A 23861-nucleotide genomic window follows, 5' to 3' on the forward strand; every position below is an offset into this window, starting at 1 on the left:
GCCGGGCCGACCTCCCCGCCCCCGGCAACGCCACCACCCGTCACGAGAACGTCGGCCTGCTCGCCGTCGCCACCACGATCGCCGATCGCGTCACGACGTCCGCGGACATCGAGGAGCGCCTCCACCCCGTGCTCCGACGCCTCCGCCTCCCGAAGGGCCTGCTCGAGCGGGTCGCGGGCGTCAAGGAGCGTCGGAACTGGGGCCCCGAGCAGAGCTTCGACGAGGCCGCGATCGACGCCGCCCGCCGGGCGCTCGCCGAGGCCGGGGTCCGCCCGGACCAGGTCGGGCTGCTCATCAACACGTCGGTGACCCGCCCGCACCTCGAGCCGAGCGTCGCGGTCCGCCTGCACCACGGGCTCGGGCTGCCGACGTCCGCGATCAACTTCGACATCGCGAACGCGTGCCTCGGGTTCGTCAACGCGATGAGCGTCGCCGCGGGCATGATCGACTCCGGTCAGATCCAGTACGCGGTCGTCATCGACGGCGAGGACGCCGACCAGGTCCAGCTCAACACGATCGCGCGACTGAGCGAGGGCGGTCGGAACCGCAAGGACTTCATGAGCGAGTTCGCGAGCCTCACCCTCGGGTCCGGTGCCGCGGCCGCCGTGCTCGGCCCGATGGACGTCCACCCGGAGGGGCACCGCATCCACGGCGGCGTCACCCGAGCCGCGACCCAGTGGTACGACCTCTGCGTCGGCAGCGTGGACGGCATGTTCACCGACGCCAAGGCCCTGCTCCGCGGCGGCGTCGAGCTCGTCGTGTCCGCCTGGAACGAGGCCAAGCGCGACTGGAGTTGGGGCGGCATGGACCGCTACATCTTCCACCAGGTGTCGGACATCCACATGAAGGCGATCGTCGAGGCGATCGACATCGACCGCGACCGCGTCCCCGTGACCTACTCGCGGTACGGCAACGTCGGTCCGGCGTCGATCCCGATCACCCTGGCCGAAGAGGTCCAGGCCGGCAACGTGCGGCGCGGCGACCGCGTCCTGCTCGGCGGCGTCGGCTCCGGCCTCAACACCGCCATGATGGAGATCGACTGGTGAGGTCCGGCCTGCCGCGCGCCGCCGCGGCGACCGCGCCCGCCGCGCTCCCCCCGCACCTCCCCGGACTCGACCCCGCCTGGTCGCGCCTCGTCGCGACCCCCGCGGTCGGGCCCGAGCACGCGCCGGGAGGCCCGTCACCCGCCACGCGCACCTGGCACGTGCTCGACAACGCGGGACAGCTCGCCGAGCTCGGGGTCGAGCCCGTCGGCACCGTCCTCTGCGTCCACGGGAACCCGACCTGGTCGTACCTCTGGCGCAGCGTCCTCACCGCCGCGACCGAGACCGCCCGGGCCGGCGGTCCGGCCTGGCGCGTGGTCGCCGTCGACCAGCTCGACATGGGGTACTCGGAGCGCAGCGGTGTGCCCCGCGGACTCGCGCAGCGCGTCGCGGACCTCGGCGCCCTCACCGACGAACTCGGCCTCACCGGTCCCGTCGTCACCCTCGGGCACGACTGGGGCGGCGTCGTGTCCCTCGGCTGGGCCGTGGACCACCCCGATCTGCTCACCGGCGTCGTCGTGTGCAACACCGCCGTGCACCAGCCCGCCGACGCCCCGATCCCCGCGCCGCTCCGGCTCGCCCTGCGGCCGTCCGTGCTCGGGCGCGCGACGGTCCTGACACCCGGGTTCCTCGAGACGACGCTCGCGATCGCCCACCCGCCGCTCCCCGCTCCCGTGCGCGACGCCTACCGTTCGCCGTACCGCGGAGCCGACCGACGGGGCGGCATCGGCGGGTTCGTGGCGGACATCCCCGTCGATGACCGCCACCCGAGCGCCGTCGAACTCGACCGGATCGCCGAGGGCGTCCGCGCGCTCGGCGTCCCCGCCCTCGTGCTGTGGGGCCCGCGCGACCCGGTGTTCCTCGAGCGCTACCTCGACGACCTGGCGACGCGGATGCCGCGCGCCGACGTGCACCGCTTCGAGGGCGCCGGACACCTGCTGCCGGAGGACGTCGACGTCGCCGGGGCCGTCCTCGCGTGGCTCGGCGACCGTCTGCCCGAGGGACACGTGCCCACCGAGGTCGGTGCGGGCCTCCCGGCCGATGCCGATGCCGACACCGACACCGACGCCGGTGCGGGCCTCCGGGCCGATGCCGACGTGAGCCGCCCGGTGTGGGCGGCCCTCGACGAACTCGCCGACGCCGACGACGTCGCCCTCGTCGAGATGGCGCCCGGCGGCGGCCGTCACCCGCGCTCCGTCAGCTGGCGGCTCCTGAGCCGTCGCGTCCGCGAGATCGCCGCCGGTCTGGCCGACGCCGGGGTGCAGCGCGGCGACCGCGTCTCGCTCCTCGTGACGCCGGGCGCCGACCTGACCGCCGTGCTCTACGCCTGTGTCCGCATCGGGGCGGTCGTCGTCGTCGCCGACGCCGGCCTCGGGGTCCGCGGGCTCACGCGGGCCGTGCGCGGCGCCCGACCGGACTGGCTCGTCGGCGCGCTCCCCGGGCTGACGGCCGCCCGGGCGCTCGGCTGGCCGGGTCGGCGCATCGCGACGCCGTCGGTCCCCCCGGCGGCCCGTGTCGCCCTCGGGGTCGAGCACACGCTGGCGGGGCTCGCTTCGCGGGGCGCGGCCCGGCTCCGTGCCGGGGTCGCACTGCCGGCGGCACCCGCACCGACGGACACGGCCGCGGTGCTGTTCACCTCGGGATCGACCGGACCCGCGAAGGGCGTCGTCTACACGCACGCGCAGCTCGCCGCCGTCCGGGACGCCCTCGCGACGCAGTACGGTGTCGGCGTCGGCACCGGGCTCGTGGCGGGGTTCGCGCCGTTCGCCCTGCTCGGACCCGCGCTCGGCGCCCGGTCGGTGACGCCCGACATGGACGTCACGGCGCCCCGCACCCTGACGGCGCGCGCGGTCGCCGCTGCGGCCGCCGCCGCCGCCCCGCCCCTCCGCGAGATCGCAGTCGTTGCCGCTCAGACCGGGTCGGGAGCGGCAACGACTGCGATCTCGGCGGAAGGAACCGGGGCGACCGAAGGGACCGGCCGGACCGAGCCCAGCGGCGAGGGCGTCGTCGTGTTCCTGTCGCCCGCCGCGCTGGCGAACGTCGTCGCCACGGCCGGTGCGCTGACCGCCGAGGACCACGCCGCGCTCGGACGCGTCCGCCTGTTCCTGTCCGCGGGCGCGCCCGTGCCCGAACCGCTCCTCGCCGAGGCCGCTCGACTCATGCCCGCCGCGAGCGCCCACACGCCGTACGGCATGACCGAGGGGCTGCTCATGACGGACATCGACCTCGCGGGCATCCGAGCCGCCGCGGTGGGCCCCGCCCACACCCCGGCGAGATCGCAGTTGTCGCCGGTGTCGCAGGGGTCAGAACGGCAAGGACTGCGATCTCGCGGAAGGGGGACCGGGGCCGGGGCCGGTGGGGGCGTGTGCGTCGGGAGGCCGGCCGCCGGTGTCGCCGTGCGCATCGCATCCCTCGACGACCTCGGCGCGGCGACGGGTCCCCTCGGCACGACACCGGAGGTCACCGGCGAGATCGTCCTCGCTGCGCCGCACGGCAAGGACCACTACGACCGGCTGTGGCTGACCGACCTCGCGGCGCGACGGCAGGTGAGCACGGACCGTCGCTGGCACCGCACCGGCGACGTCGGACACCTCGACGCCGACGGACGCCTCTGGGTCGAGGGGCGGCTCCCCCACGTCGTCGCCACCGCGTCGGGCGTCGTCACCCCCGTCGGACCGGAGCAGCGCATCGAGTCCGTGCCGGAGGTCGACCGCGCGGCCGTCGTCGGCGTCGGCCCCGCCGGGACGCAGCAGGTCGTGGCCGTCGTCGAGACCACCCCGGCGGCGCGACGGCCGCACCTGGCCGACCCCGCGCTCGCGGAGCGGGTCCGGGCGACCGTCGACGTGCCGCTGGCGGCGGTGCTGGTCGTGCCGGGCCTCCCGACCGACATCCGACACAACTCGAAGATCGACCGCACGCGCGTGGCGCGCTGGGCCGCCGGCGTGCTCGCGGGGGGCCGGATGGTGCGACCGTGAGGGTCCTCGTGACGGGCGCGAGCGGGTTCCTCGGCCGCGCCGTGGCCGCCGCGGTCCGCGACGCCGGTCACACGGTGCACACCTTCCAGCGGCGCCCGTCCGGCGTCCTCGGCCTGGAGGACCGGCTCGGCTCCCTGACGTCGGCCGCCGACGCCGAGGCGGCCGTCGCCGACACCGACGCGGTCGTGCACCTCGCGGCGAAGGTGTCGCTCGCGGGCGACCCCGCGGACTTCGCGCGCGTCAACGTCGAGGGGACGCGGACGTTGCTCGCCGCGGCCCGCTCGGCGGGGGCGTCCCGGTTCGTGTTCGTGTCCTCGCCCTCGGTGGCGCACGCCGGCGCCTCGATCGTCGGGGACGACGCCGCGCCCGCCGATCCGTTCCGCGCACGTGGGGACTACGCCCGCACGAAGGCGCAGGCCGAGCTCGCTGCGCTGGCGGCCGACGCTCCCGGGTTCGCCGTCGTCGCGGTGCGCCCGCACCTGGTGTGGGGTCCGGGCGACACCCAGCTCGTCGGCCGGATCGTCGAGCGCGCCCGGACGGGGCGGCTGCCGCTGCTCGACGCCGGGGCGGCCCTGATCGACACGACGTACGTCGACAACGCGGCGAGCGCCATGGTGGCCGCACTCGACCGGGCCGAGGACGTCCACGGCAACGCGTACGTCGTCACGAACGGCGAGCCACGCCCGGTGGCGGAACTCCTGGCGGGGATCTGTCGCGCGTCGGGCGTGCCGGCGCCGACGCTGCACGTGCCGGCGGGACTCGCCCGGGTCGCGGGGTCCGCCGTCGAGGCGCTGTGGCGCGTCCGCCCCGGGCGCGACGAGCCGCCGATGACGCGGTTCCTGGCCGAGCAGCTGTCGACCTCGCACTGGTTCGACCAGCGGCGGACCCGGGCCGACCTCGGGTGGACGCCCGCGGTGTCGCTCGACGAGGGGTTCCGGCGGCTCGCGGCCGTGCCCAGGCGTTGACCTCTGGTTGACTCGTCGGGTGTCCCGACGTCGACGCCCGCTGGTCCGTCTCCTCGCGGCGGCGGCGGTGCTCCTGGTCCTCGCGGGCACCGCGGTCCTCGTCCTGCGCGTCCATGCGTCGCGCGAGGGCGGTGCCGTCCGGTACACCAGCCGCCCGCCCCTCGTCGATGCGGTCCAGGTCGACAACGCGCTGGCGACCCTGGCGCTCCTGCTCGTCCTCGCGGCGGTGGTCTGCCTCGTCGTCGCAGCGGTGCGGGCGCTCCGGCGGCGCTGACGCCGCGACCGAACCGGGTTCCGGACATCCCGCCGCGCATCGGCGCGGCTCGTCGTCCGTACTGCGGCTCAACGCCCGCGATGGACCGTGACGGGAGCACGCGGGAGGGGCTAGCCTCGCGATCACCACGAGGGGGCAGTCAGCATGCGGATGATCACCATCGCAGCACGAACGGCAGCGTGGCTGCTCAGCACCGCCGCGAAGACGGTCGGCGGGATGCACGGCGTGAAGCCGTTCGCCGACGAGTCCGCCGCGGCACTGTACCGACGACGGGGCGACTACCGGCCGTAGCGCGTCGGGCGGGCGCGGGGCTTCCGGAAGGGCGCGCGCCGACGACGACTGCGCTGTCGTCGCGACGGCGCAGTCGTCGTCCAGGCGCGCAGTCGTCGTCCAGGCGCGCAGTCGTCGTCCAGGCGCGCAGTCGCCCGGGATCGGGTCAGCGCTCGAGCGTCAGCGCCGCCGCGACGGCCCCGAGCACGCCCGAGTGGTCCCCGAGCGCCGGCTGTGCCAGGAAGTCCGGTGCGTCGAGCGACGCGGCGTGCCCCGCGCCGGGTCCACCGGACAGGATCGGCAGCTGCGCCCGCACGGCATCGAACAGCCCCGGGGACTTGAGCACCCCGCCGCCGACGACGAAGCGCTGCACGCCGGCGGTGATCGCCGCCGTGAGGGCGAGCTGCGCGATGTAGGAGCCGAGCATCTCGTAGGCGAGGGCCTGCTCCTCGGGGTCGGTGAACGAGGAGGCGTCGTGTCCCCATCGGCCGAGCACGGCCGGCCCGGACGCGAGCCCCTCGAGGCAGTCGCCGTGGAACGGGCAGCTGCCGACGAAGTCGTCCTGCGGGTGCTTGCGGACGATGACGTGCCCCATCTCGGGGTAGCCGTTGCCGTGCAGCAGTCGGCCGCCGAGCGCGAGGCCGACGCCCACGCCGGTCCCGAACGTCGCGTACCCGACGCGGTCGACGTCGCGCCCCGCGCCCCAGGTCGCTTCGCCGAGGGCCGCGCTGCCCACGTCGGCCATGATCACGGTCGGGACCCGGGAGGCCAGGGGGATCCGTCCGAGCAGGTCCTGGTCCGCCCATCCCGGCTTGGGCGTCCCGGTGACCCAGCCCCAGCGGTCCTCGGCGGGGTCGACGTTGACGGGGCCGAACGACGCCACCCCGAGCGCGGTGACCGGCTCGGACGACGACGCCTCGGCCTCGTCGAGGAAGGCGTTGATCGCGGTGGTGGTCTCGTCGGGCGTGGTCGTGGGGATCCGGGTCGTGCTGAGCAGCCGCTGGGGGTCGTCCTCGGAGACCACCCCGCAGATGACCTTCGTCCCGCCCGTCTCGATGCCTGCGATCACGTGTCTTGACTCCTTCGTCGGCGATGGGCGCCGTGCTGCGTTCGAACGCCTCTCAGGATGGCATGCCCGCGGGGGCCAGTCGCGCCAGCGCGGCGGGGTCGAGCGGATGGCCGGCGGTCTTGGCCGCGTAGAGCGCTGCCCCGACGTGGGACGAGAACCGGGGCGTACGGAGGTCGTACGCCGTCACGCTCGCGTCGAGGAGGGCCGCGAACCGTGACCGGACGGCCTCCGCACGGAACACCCCGCCCGACCACGAGACGGGCACGGACTCCCCCGCGGCGAAGCCGAGCTGCCGCGCCGTCGCCTCGACGAGCTCGACGAGTTCGGTCGCCGCTCGGTCGAGGATCGCGGTGGCGGTCGCGTCCCCGTCCTCCGCCGCACGCGTGACCGTCGGTGCGAGTGCGGCGATGCGACCGCGGCTTCGGCCCCACTGACGGAACACGACGTCGACGAGGTCGAGGTCGTCCTCGACCTCGGCGACCGTGCGGATCCGCTCGTGCAGGAGGGTGCGCGGCGCCCGACCGTCACTCATCCTGCTGAACGCGGTGAGGGCCTCCAGACCGATCCAGTACGCCGAGCCCTCGTCGCTGAACAGTTCGCCCCATCCGCCCACGCGGACCCCGTGCCCACGCCGCTCGCCGTACGTGATGCTGCCCGTGCCGGCGACGATGTTCACGCCGTCCTCACCGCCGAGCGACCCCGCCCACCCGGCGACGGTGTCGTTGCCGCACCGGTAGCGGTCGTGTCCGAGCGCGACCGCGGGGAGCCGGTCGAGCAGCGGGGTGTCGTGGCTCGACTCACCGTGTCCGGGGAGCGCGAAGAACGCGTGGTCGACGTCGGCGGGCGTGATGCCGGCCTGGGCGGTGACGGCGGCGACGCCCTCGACGAGCACCTGCTCGACGCGGTCCATGCCGTGTTCGAGGTGGTAGCTGCTCGATCCCTCGACGACGCCCTGCTCCGCGCCGTCGTCGCCGAGCAGCACGAACGCGGTCTTGGTCCCGCCGCCGTCGACCCCGAGCCAGTGGGCCACGTCAGCGCTCGTCCGCGACGGGAGCGAGCGGGTGGATGCGCACGCCCTGCACGACGCGGTTCACACCGCCGCCGGGGAACGGGTTGTCCGGCGTCGTGCCGACCTGGAGCGCGAACGACAACGCGAGGATCTGCGCCGCGACGATGTCGACGAGCGCGAGGAACCCGTCGTCGATCGTCTCGAGGCCCGGCAGCGCGATGCCGTCGACGTCCTCGCCGGGCAGCGCGCCGACGGTGAGGACCCGCTCGGCCCCGAGCGCCGAGCGGAGTTCCCGCACGATGTCGAGGTCGTAGCCGCGCGTGTAGGGGTCGGTCGACGGGAACACGATCGCCAACGTCTCGTCGTCGAGGACCGCCTTCGGTCCGTGCCGGAAGCCGAGCGAAGAATCGTGGTAGCTCACGACCCGCCCCGCGGTGAGCTCGAGGACCTTGAGCGCGGACTCCTGCGCGAGGGCGGCGAGCGGCCCGCTGCCCAGGTAGACGAGGCGGCGGACGCCCGCTTCGGCGAGCGCGGCGATGCCGGGCCACCGGTCGTCGATCACGGTCTGCGCCGCGTCCGCGAGCAACGTGACGCGATCGGGGGCGTCACCGAGGAACACGAGCAGCGCGCTGAGCATCATCGACGTGAAGCTCGACGTCATCGCGAACCCGGCGTCGTTCGAGGCGGCCGGCATGTGGAGCACGAGGGAGTCGTCGCGCTGCTCGTGCTGCCGGGCGAGGTCGCCGTCGGCGTTGCAGGTGATGACGAGGTGGTGGGTGTGGGCGAGTACCTGGTCGGCGAGCTGCGTGGCGGCGACGCTCTCGGGGCTGTTCCCGGACCGCGCGAACGACACGAGGAGCGTGGGGACGTCCTCGGCGAGGTAGTGGTGCGGGTTCGACACGAGGTCGGTGGTCGCGATGCTCTCGACGCGGCGGCCGGTGGCGCGAGCGATCGTCGGGGCGACGACACCACCGGCGAACGCGGAGGTGCCCGCACCGGTGAACACGATGCGGAGGTCGGGCAGCGCGAGCAGGGAGCCGAGGAACGCGTCGACCTCGTCACGCCGGTCGGTCAGGGTCGCGGCTGCGTCGCGCCAGACCGCGGGTTGCTGGCGGATCTCGCGGAACGTGGCTTCGGCGCCCGCCGTGACCGCGTGCTCGGTGGCGTGCGGTTGGGTGTCGGTCATGTCGGTCTCCAGACGTCGATGGTGCTCCGCCGCACCCGTGCGGGTGGGCGGACGATGGTGGTGGTTCGGTCGGTGATGCGTCGGCGTCCGGTCGCGTCGACGATGGTGCAGGAGCGGGGCGGGGGTCGGTCCGCGGTGGTCAGGCCTCGGCTCGTTCGGCCCGCGCGAAGCCGCCGAGGTGTTCCGGGTCGGCCGTGACGGCCGCGTCGAGCACGGCGACGGCCGTGGCGCGGTCGGGCACGAGCGGGTCGAGCACGAGTGCCTGCAGCGCGAGGTCGCGGCACCCGGACAGCGCGGCGTCGACGGTGATCTCCTGCTGCTCGGCTCGGGCGGACAGCACCGCCGCGATGCCGGCCGGGAGGTCCCCGACGCCGATCCCACGGATGCCGTCGGCACCGATCGCCGCCGGCACCTCGACGACCGCGGTCGCCGGCAGGTTCGTGATGAGGCCCCGGTTCGGCAGGTTGACGGCGAGCTCGACGTGGCTGCCGCCGGTGCGGATCGCCGCGGCGATCGCGACGAGGCGCTCCGCCTCCTGGTCGGTCGGCGGCGGGACCGGCCGATCGCCGTCGGCGAGCTCGCGCAGGTCGTCCCACAACCGCGACTTCTCGCCGATGTACTCGCGGGTCGCGTCGAGACCGGCCTGGAGGCCCCACTGCAGCGCGTCGTCGGGTCCGGCTCGCAGGTAGTCGCCGAAGAACTCGGCGACGTGCCGGTCCCCCGGCGCCGGGTAACGGTCGAAGGTCCGCAGCAGGTCCGCGGAGACCGGCGCCTGCGGCCCCTCGGTCCAGTCCGAAACCGCGTCGATCCCGCCCGCTTGGTCGGCCACCAGATCGCGGAGGCGCGGGTACAGGTCGCGCTCCGGCGTGCGGATGTCGAGGAGCCAGCACAGGTGATTGAGCCCGGCGAAGGTGGCGGAGACCCGGTCCGGGTCCTCCCCCAGCGCCCGGACGAGCGCCGCCTTCGTGTGCATGGTGCCGTGGCAGAGCCCGACCGCCTGCACCGGGGTCTCGCGGGTCACGGCCCGCACGTTGGCGGTGAGCGGGTTGCTGTAGTTGACGAGCACCGCCTCGGGCGCGACGTCGGCGACGTCCCGCGCGATCGCGACGAGCTCGGGCACGTGCCGCAGCGCGCGGAGCACCCCGCCGGGGCCGACGCTGTCGCCGACCGTCTGCCGGATGCCGAGCCGCTCGGGGATCTCGAGGTCCCGGCGCCAGCCGTCCGCGGACCCGACCGCGATGGTGGTGGTGACGAACCGGGCGCCGCGGAGGGCCTCCCGCCGGTCCGCGACGGCCTCGACCCGCATGTGCGAGCCGTACTGGGCTGCGATGCGTCGTCCGACCGCGGCCATCGTCTCGGCGGCCTCGGGCACGAGGTCGACGAGCCGGACGGTGACGTCGTCGAACGCCTCGTTCCGCGCGAGGTCGGTGAGCAACCCCGGCGTGAACACCGTGCTGCCGGCGCCGATGAGCACGAACGCGTCCGTCACTTCACGCTCCCGGTGAGCAGGCCGCTGACGATGTAGCGGTTGAGGACGACGGCGATCGCGGCGGGCACGACGACCGCCAGGACGCCGGCGGCGCTCATGAGCGAGTACGGCACCGTGTGGCGGCCCTGCAACGCGGCGATCACGACCGTGAGCGGCTGGGTCGAGATGTCGCTCGAGAGCACGAGGGGGAACAGGAACTGCGCCCAGGCGGACAGGAACGTGATGATCGCCGTCGAGACGATGCCCGGCCGGGCGAGCGGGAGCACGATGTGCCAGAGCACGCCGAGTCGGCTGGCCCCGTCCATCGACCCGGCCTCCTCGAGGGCGAGCGGGAGGCTCGACATGTAGTTGAAGAGGATCCAGGTCGCGAGCGGCAGGAAGCCCGACACGTAGACGAGCACGATGCCGGTGTAGGTGTTCACGAGTCCGGCGGCGCTGAGCATCCGGTACAGCGGGATGAGCGTGGCGTAGGCGGGGAAGGCCATGGTCGCGAGGACCGCGGAGAACAGCACGTTCCGACCACGGAACGTCATCCGGGCGAACGCGTACGCCGCGATCGTCGCGAGCACGACGGTGACGATCGTCGCCCCGCCGCACTCGATGAAGATGTTGAGCGTCGACTGCCGGACTGATGAGGCGATGTCCCCGCTGCCGCCGAGCAGGGTCGCGTAGTTGCCGAACGTCGGCGTCGGCGGGATGTAGTTCGCCGGCTTCGCGCTGATCTGCTGGTCGGTCTGGAGGCTCGTGTTGAGCACCCAGTACAGGGGCACGAGCGTCCAGAGGACGATGAAGACGACGCCGACGGGACGGGCGACGGATCTGCGACGCATCAGAACTCCACGGGCTTGTAGACGAAGCGGACGACCGCGAGCGAGACGACGACCGTGACGATGGTGATGAGCAGCGACAGCGCGTACCCCTCGCCGAAGTCGAGGTTCTGGAAGCTCACGAAGTACGTCTGCTCGGTGACGGACGCGCCCGTCGATGCGGCGCCGTTCAACACGTACGGCTGGTCGAACACGTTGAGGGTGGCGATGACGGCCTGCACCATGGCGATCGCGATGCCCGGTCGGGCCAACGGCAGCGTCACCTGCATGAACGACTTCCACCCGGTGGCGCCGTCGATCGAGGCCGCCTCGTAGAGCTCGCCCGGGATGTTCTGCAGCGCCGCCAGGACGAGCAGGGTCGACAGCGGCGTCATCTGCCACACCTGGACGATCTCGATCACGAGGATCGTGACGAACCGGTTCTGGCCGAGGAACACCTGGTAGTGCGTGATGACGTGCAGAGTCGACAGGACGCTGTTGAGCAGCCCCGTGTTGCTGTCCCAGATGCCCGACCAGACGATGCCCTCGACGACGCCGGGGAGCGCCCACGGCAGGATCAGGATCGCGATGAGCACCGAGCGGCCGATGAACGGCTTCTGGAGCGTCACCGCCATGACGATCCCGAGCACCGTCGACACGATCACGCCGATCACGACGTAGTAGGCCGTGTTCACCATGCTCGACACGATCGTGTCGTCACGGAACAGCTGGACGAAGTTCTGGATGCCGACGAACGAGTTCGGCGGATCCAGCGGCTGCGCTTTGAAGAACGCCTCGACGAGCGTGATGCCCGCGGGCACGAGCGCCAGGACGAGGATGAACAGTGCGAGCGGCGTGACGAGCGCGTAGGGCAGGAGGTCCATGCGCTTCCGCCGCCCCGGGCCTCCCGGTCGGCCCGCCGGCAGCCCGCTCGCGGCGCGGCCCGCCCTGCCCACGCGACCGGCCCGGCCGGTCCGCGTGGTGGCCGGCGCGCTGGTGCCGACCGTCACGAGTTGCCCTTCGCGAGCGAGTTCGCGCTCTTCGCGATGGCGGCGACCGCCTGGTCGACCGACATCGAGCCGACCGCTGCCGCGTGCAGGTTCGTGTTCACGGCGCGGGAGAACTGCGGGTACCAGGACGGCGCACCGGCCGGGAACACGGCCTTCGAACCCTGCAGCAGCGTCGTGAGCTCGGCACCCTGCGCGAGGTTGCCCGACGTCGTCAGGGTCTTCATCGCGCTGAGCCGCGACGGCGTCGGGTAGTTCGGCATGACCTTGGACGCGCCGTCGGCACCGGCGAACGCGGCCTGGTTGCCGGAGGCGGTGATCCACTTGATGAACTCCGCGGCGGCCTTCGGGTACTTCGCCTGCTTCGGGATCCCGATGCCGTCCGGGTTGCCGAGGTTGGCGACCGTGCCGCTGACACCGGGCGTCGGGATGTACTGCACGTGGTGCACGACGGTGGACGAGGCCGGGACGTCGTACAGGCTGCCGACGTTGCCGGAGTAGTCCGACAGGGTCGAGGCGGTGATGCCCTTCGCCATGAGGTTCTGCATGCCCTGCGAATCCGTGACGTTGATGTTCCCGTTCGGGACCAGGCCGTTCTTGATCGACTGGACCATCCACTTGGCGGCCTTGTAGCCGCCGGAGCTCGGCGACGTGAACTGCGGCATGCCGCTCTTGTCCAGGACCTGCCCGCCGAACGCGGCCGTCGTCTGGTACCAGTACGTCGACAGGCCCTCGGCCGCGGCGAACGGGATGTTGAGCGGGGTGTCCGTGACGCCCTTCGCCTTCACCTGCTCGAGGTCCTTGGTGTACTCGTCCATGGTGGTCGGCATGGTCGTGATGCCGGCCTTGGCGAACTCGTCCTGGTTCACGGTCGTGACCATGTACGACGAGTCGAACGGGATGCCGTAGACGGTGCCGTTCGAGGTGAACGAGCTCATCTGCGGCATGTCCGACTTCATCGACTTCACGTCGAGGTAGTCGGACATCGGGCGGAACCACCCGAGCTTGCCGAGCTGACCGACGCGGGACCAGTCGACGTCGGTGACGTCGGCGAAGTACGTGTTCGAGGTCGCTGCGGCCGCGATCTTCGTCTGCAGGCTGTCCCAGTCGACGACGGTCCACTTGACGTGGATGCCCGTCTGCTTCGTGAACTGCGCGAGCGCCGCCTTGGGCGGGGAGGGGTTCAGCCACGCGACCGTGATCGTCGCGCCCTTGGTCTGGTCCGACCCCGAGCTCGCCCCGCCCCCGGCACACCCGGTCGCGAGGAGCGAGAGCCCGAGCGCTCCCGCGACGAGCGCCGAGCCCCGGAGGCCCTTCCGCTTGATTGCCATTGTCGTGACCCTTCTGCCACCGCAGCGCGTCGTCGCGCCGAGGACCGATACCTGCGCAACCTGCGCGGGCGTGGCGGCAACACTTGCACTTTTCGCGCAGTTCCGTCAACTGAGCACGGGCGTTCGTAACGAGCAGGACACAAAGTTGCAGGAATCATGATCGAAACGCGCGAACACTCCCCCGGAGACTGCGCGAAGGCTAGAGTTGCTGTGTGCAGCGAAAGCAACGGCTCAACCAGATCGTCGCCGCGATCGTCGAGAACACCTCGATGGACGTCCCCGAACTCGCGGAACGGTTCGCCGTGTCCGAGGCCACCGTCCGGCGGGACCTCGAGCTCCTCGAACAGCAGCAGCTCGTCAGTCGGACCCGAGGCGGGGCCACCCGGCACGTCGCGTTCAACGACCTGCCGCTCGGGTACAAGACCTCGCAGGACGCCGCGGAGAAGCACCGCATCGCCCGTGCCGCGCTCGCCTACCTCGAGGGCGCCCGCGTCATCGGCCTGACCGGCGGCACCACGGTGTGGGAGTTCGCGCAGCAGATCGGCAACCGCACGGGGCTGACCGTCGTCACGAACGCGCTCAACATCGCCACGGGGCTCGTCGAACACAGCGGAGTCAGGGTGTTCGCGGCGGGTGGGGAGGTCCGGTCGAGCAGCCAGGAAACCGTCGGTCCGAGCGCCGAGGCGTTCCTGTCCGATTACCACATCGACGTGTCGTTCGTCGGGGTCGACGGAGTTGACGCCACGGCCGGGTGCACGAACTACGATCCGGTCGGCGCCCGGGTGAACGCGATGATGAGCCGGCGGTCCCGCGCCACCGTGGTGCTCGCCGACGCCACCAAGATCGGTCGCATGGCGCTGGCGAGCGTCTGCTCGATGGCCGACGTCGACGTCCTCGTCACCGACACGCGGGCGCCGGACAGCGCCGTCGAGGCGATCGAGCGCCAGGGCTGCCGGGTCGTCCGCGCCTGAGGAACCAAGCAGTTCGCGCAGTTCTCCATGCATTCCTGCGCGCTGATTGCGCAGAAAGCACGCAGCATGCCAGGGTGAGCGCGTGGTCAAAGTAGCCTTCATCGGCGCCGGGAGCGTCGAGTTCACCCGCAACGTCGTCACCGATCTGTGCACCTACCCGGAGCTCCAGGGACAGCTCGAGCTGTCGCTCCACGACATCGACGCCGAGCGCCTCGGGTACGCCGAGGCCCTCGCCGGCCGGGTGTCCGACCTGGCCGGGGCCGGCGCGCGCATCAGCTCCGACATCGACCGACGCGCCGCGCTCGAGGGCGCCGACTTCGTCATCAACGAGATCCAGGTCGGCGGGTACGCGGCGACCCGCCTCGACTTCGACATCCCCGCCAAGTACGGGCTGCGTCAGACCATCGGCGACACGATCGGCGTCGGCGGCATCTTCCGCGGCCTCCGTACCATCCCCGTGCTCCAGGGCATCGGGAACGACCTCGCCGAGGTCGCGCCCGACTCCACGCTCCTCAACTACAGCAACCCGATGGCGATGCTGCCGTGGGCCGTCGCGGCGAGCACGCCCTTCCAGCGCGTCGTCGGCCTGTGCCACTCCGTGCGCGACACCCACCGCCAGCTCGCCGAGCTCGTCGGCGTTCCGCAGGACGAGATCGAGTACGTCACCGCCGGCTTCAACCACCAGGCGTTCGTCCTCCGGTTCACCCGCGACGGCGAGGACCTGTACCCGCGCCTCCGCGAGGTCGTCGAGGCCGACCCGGAGCTGCAGCGCCGCGTGCGCGTCGAGATCTTCCGCCGGTTCGGGTACTTCCCCACCGAGTCGAGCGAGCACTCGGCCGAGTACGTGCCGTGGCTCATGCACGACGACGCCGCGATCGATCGGTTCCGCATCCCGGTCGGCGAGTACCTGCGCCGCTCCGAGGAGAACCTCGACGAGCTCGACGAGACGAAGCACATCCTCGAGGGCGGCGGGGAACTCACGCTCGAGCCCACCTCGGAGATGGCGTCGGAGTACATCCGCGCGCAGGTGACCGGTCAGCCGACGGACCTGTACGTCAACGTCGTGAACAACGGCAAGATCGCGAACCTCCCCGACGAGTGCGCGATCGAGGTCCCCGCGACGGTCGACGCCGACGGCCTGCACCCGCAGTCCGTGGGCGCACTGCCCGCGCAGCTCGTCGCGCTCAACCGGACGTTCCTCAACGTCGTGGAACTCACGGTCAAGGCCGTCCTCGAGGGCGACCGCGACCACGTGTACCACGCCGCGATGCTCGACCCGAACGCCGCCGCGTCGCTGAGCCTGGACGACATCCACGCGATGTGCGACGAGCTGCTCGAGGCGCACGGCGACCGGATCCCACAGGCGCTGCGTCTCCACTGATCGCCGCCGCACCACCGTCGGGTGCGTCGGGAACCGCCATGCTGGTCCCGATGCACCCGTTCCCGGTCGACGTCCCGTCGTCGACCACGGATCGCGCTCACCGCGCTGGAAGGAACCCCACGACATGAACCAGGTCGAAGCCATCGTCCGTCGGCACCGCGGCGGCGACACCGTCGGGATCACCTCCGTCTGCTCCGCGCACCCCCTCGTGCTGCGGGCGTCGATGCGGCAGGCCCTCGAGGACGGCTCCGTCCTGCTCATCGAGGCGACCTCGAACCAGGTCGACCAGTTCGGCGGGTACACGGGCCTCACGCCGGAGCAGTTCCGCGACCAGGTGCTCGGCTTCGCCGACGAGGAGTCCTTCCCCCGCGACCGCCTGGTGCTCGGCGGGGACCACCTCGGGCCGAACCGGTGGCAGCGTGAGACGCCGGATCAGGCGATGCCGAAGGCCGACGACCTCGTCGCCGCGTACGCCGCCGCCGGGTACGCCAAACTCCACATCGACTGCAGCATGCGGCTCGACGGCGACCCCACGCCCCTGCCCGACGCCGTCGTCGCCGAACGCGCGGCCCGGCTCATCGCGATCGCCGAGGCCGCCCGGCCGGCCGACGGCGAACCGCCCGTGTACGTGATCGGCACCGAGGTGCCCGTGCCGGGAGGCGCGCACGAGACCCTCGGCGCGCTCCAGCCGACGAGTCCCGCGGCCGCACGCGAGACCCTCGACGCCCACCGGGGCGCCCTGCGCGACCGCGGCCTCGACGCGGTGTGGCCGCGGGTCGTCGCACTCGTCGTGCAGCCCGGCGTCGAGTTCGACCACCTCAAGGTGATCGACTACGACCGGACGGCCACGCAGCAGCTGCAGCGGGTCCTCGACGACGAGCCCGACATGGTGTTCGAGGCGCACAGCACCGACTACCAGACCCGCGGCCACCTGACCGAGCTCGTCGAGGACCACTGGGCCGTGCTCAAGGTCGGGCCGGGGCTGACGTTCGCCCTGCGCGAGGCCCTGTTCGCCCTCGCCGCGATCGAGGGCGAACTCGTGCCCGCCGGCGAGCGCTCCGACCTCGTCGCGTTCATGGACGAGCGGATGGTCGCCGATCCCGGGTACTGGGAGCACTACTACGAGGGCGACGCCGAGGAGCAGCGCATCGCCCGCCGGTACAGCTACAGCGACCGCATCCGCTACTACTGGGCCTCGCCCGAGGTCGAGGAGCGCGTCGACCGGTTGTTCACCAACCTGACCGCGTCCGGGATCCCCGAGCCGCTGATCGGGCAGTTCCTGCCGAAGCAGTTCACGCGGGTGCGGCAGGGCGTGCTGGCGCCGGAGCCCGAGGCCCTCGCGGTCGACGCCGTGCGCGAGGTCCTCCGCGACTACGCGGCGGCCTGCGGACACAGCGTCGGCTGACCGCCGGCCGCTCCCCCGCTCCCCCTTCCGCGAGATCGCAGTCGTTGCCGTTCTGACCGGCCTCGGAACGACGACGACTGGGACTTCGTCGGAACGGTCGGGTGCCGGCCACCCGGCCACCGGGACGCCGGACGCCCGGACGCCCGGACGCCCGGACGAGCAGGATGGACGGCGTGCACCCCGTCGACGCCCTGCAGGAGATCGCCTTCTGGCTCGAACGGGACCTCGCTCCGTCGTTCAAGGTGCAGGCGTTCCGCACGGCGGCCGCCGCGATCGCCGGTCGGTCCGACGACGATGTGGAGGCCCGGCTCCGCTCCGGCGCACTCGCCCGCACCAAGGGGGTCGGTTCCCGCAGCCTCGAGGTGATCGGCCAGGCGCTCGAGGGCCGCGTGCCCGACTACCTGCAGGCCCTGCGCGACCGGGAACGCGAGACGACGAGCGAGGCCGGGGCGGGCCTCCTGGCCGACCTGCGCGGCGACCTGCACTGCCACAGTGAGTGGTCGGACGGCGGCACGCCCATCCCGCTCATGGTCGAGGCGGCGCGGACCCTGGGGCGCGAGTACATCGCGCTCACCGACCACTCGCCCAACCTGACCGTCGCGCACGGTCTGACCGCCGAGCGCCTGACCGAACAGCTCGGCGTGCTCGACGACGTCCGGGCGGACCACCCCGACGTCCGGGTGCTCAGCGGGATCGAGGTCGACATCCTCGAGGACGGCACGCTCGACCAGACCCCGGCGATGCTCGACCGGCTCGACGTCGTCGTCGCGAGCGTGCACTCGAAGCTCCGCGCTGACCGCCGCACGATGACGGAGCGCATGCTCGGCGGCATCCGTGATCCGCACACGAACGTCCTCGGGCACTGCACCGGCCGCCTCGTGCAGGGGTCCCGCGGCGAGCGCCCGCAGTCGACGTTCGACGCGCGTGCGGTGTTCGAGGCGTGCGTGGAGCACGACGTCGCGGTCGAGATCAACAGCCGACCCGAGCGACAGGACCCGCCGGACGACCTCATCCAGCTCGCGCTCGAGGTGGGCTGCCTGTTCAGCATCGACACCGACGCACACGCGCCCGGACAGCTCGACTTCCTGCGGCTCGGGGCGGAGCGGGCGGCGCAGAACGGGGTGCCGGCGGACCGCATCGTGACGACGTGGCCGGTGGAGCGCCTCCTGGCCTGGGCGCATCCGCAGGCCTGACCGGGCCGGCGGGCCGGCAACCGCTCGGCGGGCCGCCAGCCGAAACCGTCGAGATCGCACTTGTTGCCGCTCTCGCCTGGGTCAGAACGGCAACGACTGCGATCTCGCGAGATGGACGCCGGTCCCCCTACTGTGAGCGCGTGACCGTCGTCGATCCGCTCGAACCCCTGCCCCCCGTCGTCATCGGCGCGATCACGATCGTGGTCGACGAGCATCGCCCGGTCGCCGCACTCGTGACCGACGACGACACTCGATTCGCAACCTGGCCGGATGCGCCGCTCCCGGAGCACGCACCGTCGACGGAAGTCATCGCCGCCCCGGACGGAGTCTGGGTCGTGTACGAGGAGTCCGAGGACGGCGAGATCCCTGACAGCGGAGCCGGGACGCGTACCGGCCCGACCTGGACCGCGGTCCACGTCGGGGCCGACGGCAGGACCTCCTCGGTCGATCTGGGTCCCCGGCGGCCGAGCAGCGCCGACGCGGCCGGGCTCTGGACGGTGGACCCGCGGGGTCCCTCGCTCTGGATCGGATCCGAGGACGACGAACAGCCCGACGACGCAACCTCGTTCCCCGACGTCGAGGACCTGCCGCTCGAAGCGCCGCCATCCGACGACCAGGACGACGAGGCGTTCTGGCCGGACGCGGGCGCGTGGGGCGACGCCGACGGCTGGACCGAGGAGGACGGGACCTGGCTGGAAGAGGACGAGGACGAGAACGAGGACCACCCCGAGGACCACGCGGAGGGCGACCACGCCGCCGCCGAGTCCGAGGCGGCGGGCCCGAGTGTGGTCGCCACGGCGGCCATGTTCGCCGCTGCGACGGGGAACGACGCCGACGACGGGGGCCCGGGCTCCGGCTGGTACATCCGCTTCCCGGGCGACGACGAGGACGAACGGCCGCTCGGACCCACCCCGACACCGCTCCCCACGCCTCCCACTGAGATCGTGCACGTCGGCATGGACGGCGCGCGGCGCACGATCGTCGTCGACCACCTCGTCGATGCGGTCGAGCGGGTCGGTGACGTGCTGCGCCTCCGCGTGCACGCGGCAGGTCCGCGCCACGTCCCGGCGCACCGGTCCTGGGACATCCGGTACGAGCCGCGCACCGTCGAGGTGGACGTGCGGCAGGGCCTCCCGGATCGGATCGTGACCGACTCGTTGCCCACGGTCGAGGGGCGGTCCGCGGCCGACGGCGAGCGGTGGGACGACGCCGACGACCCGTCGGACGACGACCCGTCGGACGACGACCCGTCGGACGGCGACCCGTCCGACGAGGGTGACGACTGGGGCGAGCGGTGGGAGCGCCATCTCGACGACCGCGAGGCGACGGTGCATCCCTGGCGGGATCGCATCGAGCTCGACGGCGTCGCGGGGACACGCTGGCACCTCGCCGAGCGCAGCCACGAACAGATCATCGCCGACGTCGAGGCAGTCCGCTCGCAGTTCACCGGGCTCAGCTCCGACACCGTCATGTGGACCGCCGAGGACGATGCGATGCACCGCATGCCGAGTGACTACCGCAACGTGGAGGTCGTCGTCGAGGGGGCCTGGCCGCGCGACGTGGTCGTCGCCACGTTCGAGCACCGGCGGTACCCGTACGTCCGGTTCCGCCGTCGGGTCCCCGTCCACGACGCGAGCGGCCGCCCGATCGTCCGTCTCTACCTGTCGGTCCACCTCGACGAGATGCTCGACACGGGGCAGGTGCCGCCGCGGTCGGAGGCAGTCGACGGCGTGCTCGACCTCGACTTCGCGTCCTGACGCCGTCCCTCCCGGCCGCCCGACCGCCACCCTGACCATCTGAGCGCCGAGATCGCAGTCGTTGCCGCTCTGGCCCGGGTCAGAACGGCAACGAGTGCGATTCCGCGGACAAGGGGACAAGGGGATCCGGTTGCACACTGGGGCGTGCCGGACACATCCAGGGTGACCACCGATCCGAAGGAGTCCCGTGGACCCCACATTCACCGAGCTGTACCGGCTCCACTACCCCGCGGTGCTGCGGTTCGTCCGTCGACGAGCGCATCCGGCGGCCGTGGACGACGTCGTGTCCGAGACCTTCGTCGCCGCGTGGCGCCGGCAGGACGAGATGCTCGTCGCACCGCTCCCCTGGCTCTACCGGACGGCGCGGAACGTCATGCTCAACGCCGCCCGGAGCGCCGGACGTCGGACCGGACTCGCCGTCCGGGTGCAGGGTGAGGCATCGGTCGCGGTTCCGAGCGACGACCCGATCGCGGCGCTCGAACGTCGGCACGACCTCGCCCTCGCGTGGCGCTCGCTCGACGAGCTCGACCAGGAGGCCCTGGCCCTGCAGGTCTGGGAGGGCATGACCGGAGCGCAAGCCGCCGCCGTCCTCGGCATCAGCCGTGCGGCCTACTCGATGCGCGCCAGTCGCGCCCGACGCCGCCTGGCAGCGGTGCTCCGCGCCTCCGACGACGGCGAGCGACGCGGATCGCCGACGGCAGCGTCCGCCGCCACGCACCCCGACACCGGCCGGGAGGCCCCGCAACCCGCCGCCGACTGGCCCACCTCCGACGCCGGCCGGGAGGCCCCGCACCCGCTCGCCAGCTGGCCCACCCCCGACGCGGATCCGGGCCCCGACCACCCGGACTCCCCCACCGCGATGACCGCAGTCCGCCACGACCGGAAGGCACGACGATGACACGACCGCACGCACCACGACTCGAGCACGAGCTCGGCGGCCTCGACACCGAGCCCCGCGCCGACCTGACCCCGAGCGAGGTCGACCGCGCGGAGCGCCTCCTCGCCGCGATCGTCCGACTCGACCGCGAGCCGGAGGTGGTCCGCGTGACGGGCTCGTCCCGGGCCTCCCGGCCGATGCCGGCGACGCGGATCGGACGCGGGCCGATCACACGGGCCGCCTGGGCGACCGGTGCCACCGTGGCGGGCGGCGCGCTGCTCCTCGGCGGCGCGGTGGTCGGCCTGCCGATCGCCCGCGACCTGTACCACCAGCTGCCGGGACACGCGACGAGCCTGTCGACGGCCGAGATCGCCTCGTGGACGGCGGTCCCCTCGCACCCGTCGGCGACGTCCTCGTCGATCGAGGCGATCGCGCAGCAGTGCACGAGGTCGGTGGGCACCGACGCGACCCCGGCGGCCGGACGGATCTCGGTGTCGGACGTCGACCGCCGCGGCTCGGTCCTGACCATGGTGGTGTCGAGCGCGGGCGACGGCGCGCGGCGCTGGTGCCTCGTCGGCTCCGGACATGTCGTGTCGTGGGAGCTCGTCGACGACCGCTCGACCCCGCTGCCGGTGCTCGCCGCCGGGACGGTCAACGTCCAGAGCACCGAGATGAACGGATCGGGCGGCCAGGCGATCAGCCGCGCGTACGGGCAGGTCGGGCCGGACGTCACGGGTGTCGTGCTCCACACCGCCTCGGGCCGGACGATCACGACGACCGTCGGGGACGGCCTGTGGACCGCGTGGTGGCCGCCGGTGGACCGGGACACCGGGGACCTCGGGGACCTGACCGTGACCTGGACGACGAGCGACGGCGCCACGCACTCGGCGTCGACGGACGCCCTCTCCGCGCTGCGCTGACCAGCGTTCCCACCGGCCCGGTCACCCCCCCTTCGTCGAGATCGCAGTTGTTGCCGCTCTGGAGACGCAGATACCGGCAACGACTGAGATCTCGCGGAAGAACGGGGCGGTCAGGCGGCGGAGCGCTCCGCGGCCGGGCGTCGGCGCAGCGCCGGGTCGCCGACCTCCGGCCCGCGGTAGACCATGTCCATCGCCCCGACGCTCTCGCCGGGCGGGACGATCGCGTCGATCCGGTCGAGCACCTCGTCCGACAGCGCGACGTCGATCCCGGCGAGCGTGTCCTCGAGCTGCTCCATGGTCCGGGGTCCGGCGATGGCGGAGGTCACGCCGGGATGCGCGATCACGAAGGACATCGCGAGGTGGGTGAGTGGGACACCGACCTCCTGGGCCAGCGTGATGAGCTGCTCGACGGTGGCGAGGCGGCGTTCGTCGCGGAAGTGCCGCATCCCGGAGACCGACGAGCGGAACACGTCGTTGTCCTGACCCGCCCGGTAGCGCCCGGTCAGGGTGCCACCGGCGAGCGGGCTGTAGACCAGGGTCCCCATGCCGTAGCGCTCGGCGACGGGGAGGATCTCGCGCTCGATCTCACGGTCGAGGATCGAGTAGTTCGGCTGTTCGGTGCGGAACCGCTCGAACCCGCGGCGCTCGGACGTCCACTGCGCCTCGACGATCTCGGAGCCGCGCATCGAGGACGACCCGATCGCGCGGACCTTGCCCTGCCGCACGAGGTCGGTGAGCGCCGACAGCGTCTCGTCGATGTCGGTGTCGGGGTCCGGGCGGTGGAGCTGGTACAGGTCGATGTGGTCGGTCTGCAGGCGGCGGAGCGATCGCTCGACCGCCTGGGTGATCCAGCGTCGCGACGCGCCCCGGTGGTTGACGTCGTCGTCCACGGGACCCCAGAACTTCGTGGCGAGGACGACGTCGTCGCGGCGGCCCTTCAGCGCTTCGCCGACGACCTCCTCGGAGTCGCCGTAGCGGTCGGCGGTGTCGACGAGGTTGATGCCGGCGTCGAGGGCCCGGTGGATGATCCGGACGCCCTCCTTGCGGTCCGGATTGCCGAGACTCCCGAGCATCATCGCGCCGAGCGCGTACGGGGTGACCTTGATGCCGGTGCGGCCGAGAGTGCGGTACTGCATGATGCTCCACTTCCGGACCCGCGCCGCCCTGTCAGCCGAGGCGGTCGTATGATCGATGAATCGGAACGACCTTCCGGAACGACGCTCGATGCGATCGGTTATCCGGAACCCTGTTCCGCTTGATTCCGTCACCTTATGCGGAACTTTGTTCCGCCGCAAGAGGAGCCCCATCATGCCCGCGCCCACGAGCGACACCGAGGCCTCGATCGCGCCGGCCGGCCGACGGATGCGTTCGGACGCGCGGCAGAACGTCGATGCCCTCCTCGAAGCCGCGAAGGCGGTGTTCGCGGACGCCGGTGTGGACGCACCGGTGCGGACGATCGCCGAACGCGCGGGCGTCGGGGTCGGCACCCTGTACCGGCACTTCCCGCTCCGCTCGGACCTCATCTCGGCGGTGTTCCGGCGCGAGATGGACGCGTGCGTGGCAGCCGCGGAGGAGATCGAGGCGAGCTCGCCGCCGGGCGAGGCACTCGACCGCTGGATCATGCGCTACACCCAGTTCGTCGCCACGAAGCGCGGGCTCGCTGCGGCACTCCACTCGGGCGACCCGGCGTACGAACCGCTCGCCGAGTACTTCTCGACGCGACTCGCACCGACGCTCGATCGGCTGCTCACCGCGGCGACCGCGTCCGGGGACGTCGTGCACGAGGTCGACGCCGCCGAGTTCCTCGGGGCGGTCGCGGACCTCTGTCACGCGGGTGGGCCTCCCGGGACCGAGCGGTCCGGCCGTGCCGAACGCATGGTGGGGCTGCTGCTCGCGGGACTGCGGGCGGAGCCGGGCGACTGACGACGTCGGA

21 protein-coding genes are annotated in these 23861 nt (G+C 72.7%); 13 read left to right on the forward strand and 8 right to left on the reverse strand.

Features of this window, described 5'->3' with window-relative positions:
* The first annotated feature begins 56 nt into the window (after nt 1–56).
* From DEI92_RS05840 to DEI92_RS16485, 5 genes are all read left to right on the forward strand, one after another.
* The gene (locus DEI92_RS05840) at nt 57–1046 is read left to right on the forward strand and encodes a 3-oxoacyl-ACP synthase III (protein ID WP_258370104.1); all 990 of its coding nucleotides are present in this window, start codon (nt 57–59) and stop codon (nt 1044–1046) included.
* Nucleotides 1043–4018 (forward strand): alpha/beta fold hydrolase, encoded by a 2976-nt coding sequence (locus DEI92_RS05845; RefSeq protein WP_258370085.1) that lies wholly within the window; start codon nt 1043–1045, stop codon nt 4016–4018. Before DEI92_RS05840 ends, DEI92_RS05845 begins: the two co-directional genes overlap by 4 nt.
* Nucleotides 4015–4983 carry an NAD(P)-dependent oxidoreductase gene (locus tag DEI92_RS05850; protein WP_111012694.1) on the forward strand — a complete coding sequence of 323 codons (969 nt, stop codon included), beginning with the start codon at nt 4015–4017 and terminating at the stop codon, nt 4981–4983. The genes DEI92_RS05845 and DEI92_RS05850 overlap by 4 nt, the downstream gene beginning before the upstream one ends.
* Before the next feature lie 19 nt (nt 4984–5002).
* Nucleotides 5003–5257, forward strand: a complete 255-nt coding sequence (locus tag DEI92_RS05855; RefSeq protein WP_111012695.1) for a hypothetical protein — start codon at nt 5003–5005, stop codon at nt 5255–5257.
* Between the two features lie 150 nt (nt 5258–5407).
* Nucleotides 5408–5548 (forward strand): hypothetical protein, encoded by a 141-nt coding sequence (locus DEI92_RS16485; RefSeq protein WP_181434673.1) that lies wholly within the window; start codon nt 5408–5410, stop codon nt 5546–5548.
* Nucleotides 5549–5693: 145 nt separating this feature from the next.
* Here the strand turns inward: DEI92_RS16485 and DEI92_RS05860 are convergent, their stop codons facing one another.
* The 7 genes from DEI92_RS05860 to DEI92_RS05890 all read right to left on the reverse strand — a co-directional run bounded on the left by DEI92_RS05860 (nt 5694) and on the right by DEI92_RS05890 (nt 13424).
* On the reverse strand, nt 5694–6596 hold the full coding sequence (locus tag DEI92_RS05860) for an ROK family protein (RefSeq protein ID WP_181434674.1): 903 nt from the start codon (nt 6594–6596) through the stop codon (nt 5694–5696).
* A 52-nt stretch (nt 6597–6648) separates the two neighbouring features.
* On the reverse strand, nt 6649–7626 hold the full coding sequence (locus DEI92_RS05865; protein ID WP_111012697.1) for an N-acetylglucosamine kinase: 978 nt from the start codon (nt 7624–7626) through the stop codon (nt 6649–6651).
* A gap of 1 nt (nt 7627) precedes the next feature.
* Nucleotides 7628–8791 (reverse strand): SIS domain-containing protein, encoded by a 1164-nt coding sequence (locus DEI92_RS05870; protein ID WP_111012698.1) that lies wholly within the window; start codon nt 8789–8791, stop codon nt 7628–7630.
* Nucleotides 8792–8930: 139 nt separating this feature from the next.
* Nucleotides 8931–10280 (reverse strand): hypothetical protein, encoded by a 1350-nt coding sequence (locus DEI92_RS05875; protein WP_111012699.1) that lies wholly within the window; start codon nt 10278–10280, stop codon nt 8931–8933.
* A complete protein-coding gene (locus tag DEI92_RS05880; RefSeq protein WP_111012700.1) occupies nt 10277–11110 on the reverse strand; it encodes a carbohydrate ABC transporter permease in 834 nt (277 codons plus the stop codon). Before DEI92_RS05880 ends, DEI92_RS05875 begins: the two co-directional genes overlap by 4 nt.
* Nucleotides 11110–12096 carry a carbohydrate ABC transporter permease gene (locus tag DEI92_RS05885; protein WP_181434676.1) on the reverse strand — a complete coding sequence of 329 codons (987 nt, stop codon included), beginning with the start codon at nt 12094–12096 and terminating at the stop codon, nt 11110–11112. Before DEI92_RS05885 ends, DEI92_RS05880 begins: the two co-directional genes overlap by 1 nt.
* Nucleotides 12093–13424, reverse strand: a complete 1332-nt coding sequence (locus DEI92_RS05890; RefSeq protein ID WP_111012702.1) for an extracellular solute-binding protein — start codon at nt 13422–13424, stop codon at nt 12093–12095. Before DEI92_RS05890 ends, DEI92_RS05885 begins: the two co-directional genes overlap by 4 nt.
* Before the next feature lie 212 nt (nt 13425–13636).
* Here DEI92_RS05890 and DEI92_RS05895 point away from each other — a divergent pair, with 212 nt between their 5' ends.
* The 7 genes from DEI92_RS05895 (at nt 13637) to DEI92_RS05925 (ending at nt 21928) form a co-directional block, all read left to right on the forward strand.
* On the forward strand, nt 13637–14395 hold the full coding sequence (locus DEI92_RS05895; RefSeq protein ID WP_111012703.1) for a DeoR/GlpR family DNA-binding transcription regulator: 759 nt from the start codon (nt 13637–13639) through the stop codon (nt 14393–14395).
* 82 nt (nt 14396–14477) lie between these two features.
* Nucleotides 14478–15776: an alpha-glucosidase/alpha-galactosidase gene (locus DEI92_RS05900; protein ID WP_111008539.1), complete on the forward strand. Its 1299-nt coding sequence runs from the start codon at nt 14478–14480 to the stop codon at nt 15774–15776.
* A gap of 124 nt (nt 15777–15900) precedes the next feature.
* A complete protein-coding gene (locus DEI92_RS05905) occupies nt 15901–17181 on the forward strand; it encodes a D-tagatose-bisphosphate aldolase, class II, non-catalytic subunit (protein ID WP_111012704.1) in 1281 nt (426 codons plus the stop codon).
* Nucleotides 17182–17354: 173 nt separating this feature from the next.
* Entirely contained in the window at nt 17355–18374 is a 1020-nt protein-coding gene (locus tag DEI92_RS05910) for a PHP domain-containing protein (RefSeq protein WP_111012876.1), read from the forward strand.
* Nucleotides 18375–18514: 140 nt separating this feature from the next.
* Nucleotides 18515–20131, forward strand: coding sequence for a hypothetical protein (locus tag DEI92_RS05915; protein WP_111012705.1), 1617 nt, complete (start codon nt 18515–18517; stop codon nt 20129–20131).
* A gap of 187 nt (nt 20132–20318) precedes the next feature.
* The gene (locus tag DEI92_RS05920; protein ID WP_111012706.1) at nt 20319–21029 is read left to right on the forward strand and encodes an RNA polymerase sigma factor; all 711 of its coding nucleotides are present in this window, start codon (nt 20319–20321) and stop codon (nt 21027–21029) included.
* Entirely contained in the window at nt 21026–21928 is a 903-nt protein-coding gene (locus tag DEI92_RS05925) for a hypothetical protein (protein WP_111012707.1), read from the forward strand. The genes DEI92_RS05920 and DEI92_RS05925 overlap by 4 nt, the downstream gene beginning before the upstream one ends.
* Nucleotides 21929–22038: 110 nt before the next feature.
* On the opposite strand, the gene DEI92_RS05930 is transcribed toward DEI92_RS05925, so the two are convergent.
* Complete coding sequence (locus tag DEI92_RS05930; RefSeq protein WP_111012708.1) at nt 22039–23064, reverse strand: aldo/keto reductase; 1026 nt, start codon at nt 23062–23064, stop codon at nt 22039–22041.
* Between the two features lie 172 nt (nt 23065–23236).
* Here DEI92_RS05930 and DEI92_RS05935 point away from each other — a divergent pair, with 172 nt between their 5' ends.
* A complete protein-coding gene (locus DEI92_RS05935; protein ID WP_258370086.1) occupies nt 23237–23851 on the forward strand; it encodes a TetR/AcrR family transcriptional regulator in 615 nt (204 codons plus the stop codon).
* Nucleotides 23852–23861 lie beyond the last annotated feature (10 nt).

The organism is Curtobacterium sp. MCBD17_034 (assembly GCF_003234515.1).
Lineage (GTDB): Bacteria > Actinomycetota > Actinomycetes > Actinomycetales > Microbacteriaceae > Curtobacterium.

Excerpts from the sequence above, each read along its gene's own strand:
- DEI92_RS16485 (WP_181434673.1), top strand. The coding sequence starts at position 5,408 with ATGATCACCATCGCAGCACGAACGGCAGCGTGGCTGCTCAGCACCGCC.
- DEI92_RS05870 (WP_111012698.1), bottom strand. The coding sequence starts at position 8,791 with ATGACCGACACCCAACCGCACGCCACCGAGCACGCGGTCACGGCGGGC.
- DEI92_RS05880 (WP_111012700.1), bottom strand. The coding sequence starts at position 11,110 with ATGCGTCGCAGATCCGTCGCCCGTCCCGTCGGCGTCGTCTTCATCGTC.
- DEI92_RS05890 (WP_111012702.1), bottom strand. The coding sequence starts at position 13,424 with ATGGCAATCAAGCGGAAGGGCCTCCGGGGCTCGGCGCTCGTCGCGGGA.
- DEI92_RS05905 (WP_111012704.1), top strand. The coding sequence starts at position 15,901 with ATGAACCAGGTCGAAGCCATCGTCCGTCGGCACCGCGGCGGCGACACC.
- DEI92_RS05925 (WP_111012707.1), top strand. The coding sequence starts at position 21,026 with ATGACACGACCGCACGCACCACGACTCGAGCACGAGCTCGGCGGCCTC.
- DEI92_RS05930 (WP_111012708.1), bottom strand. The coding sequence starts at position 23,064 with ATGCAGTACCGCACTCTCGGCCGCACCGGCATCAAGGTCACCCCGTAC.
- DEI92_RS05935 (WP_258370086.1), top strand. The coding sequence starts at position 23,237 with ATGCCCGCGCCCACGAGCGACACCGAGGCCTCGATCGCGCCGGCCGGC.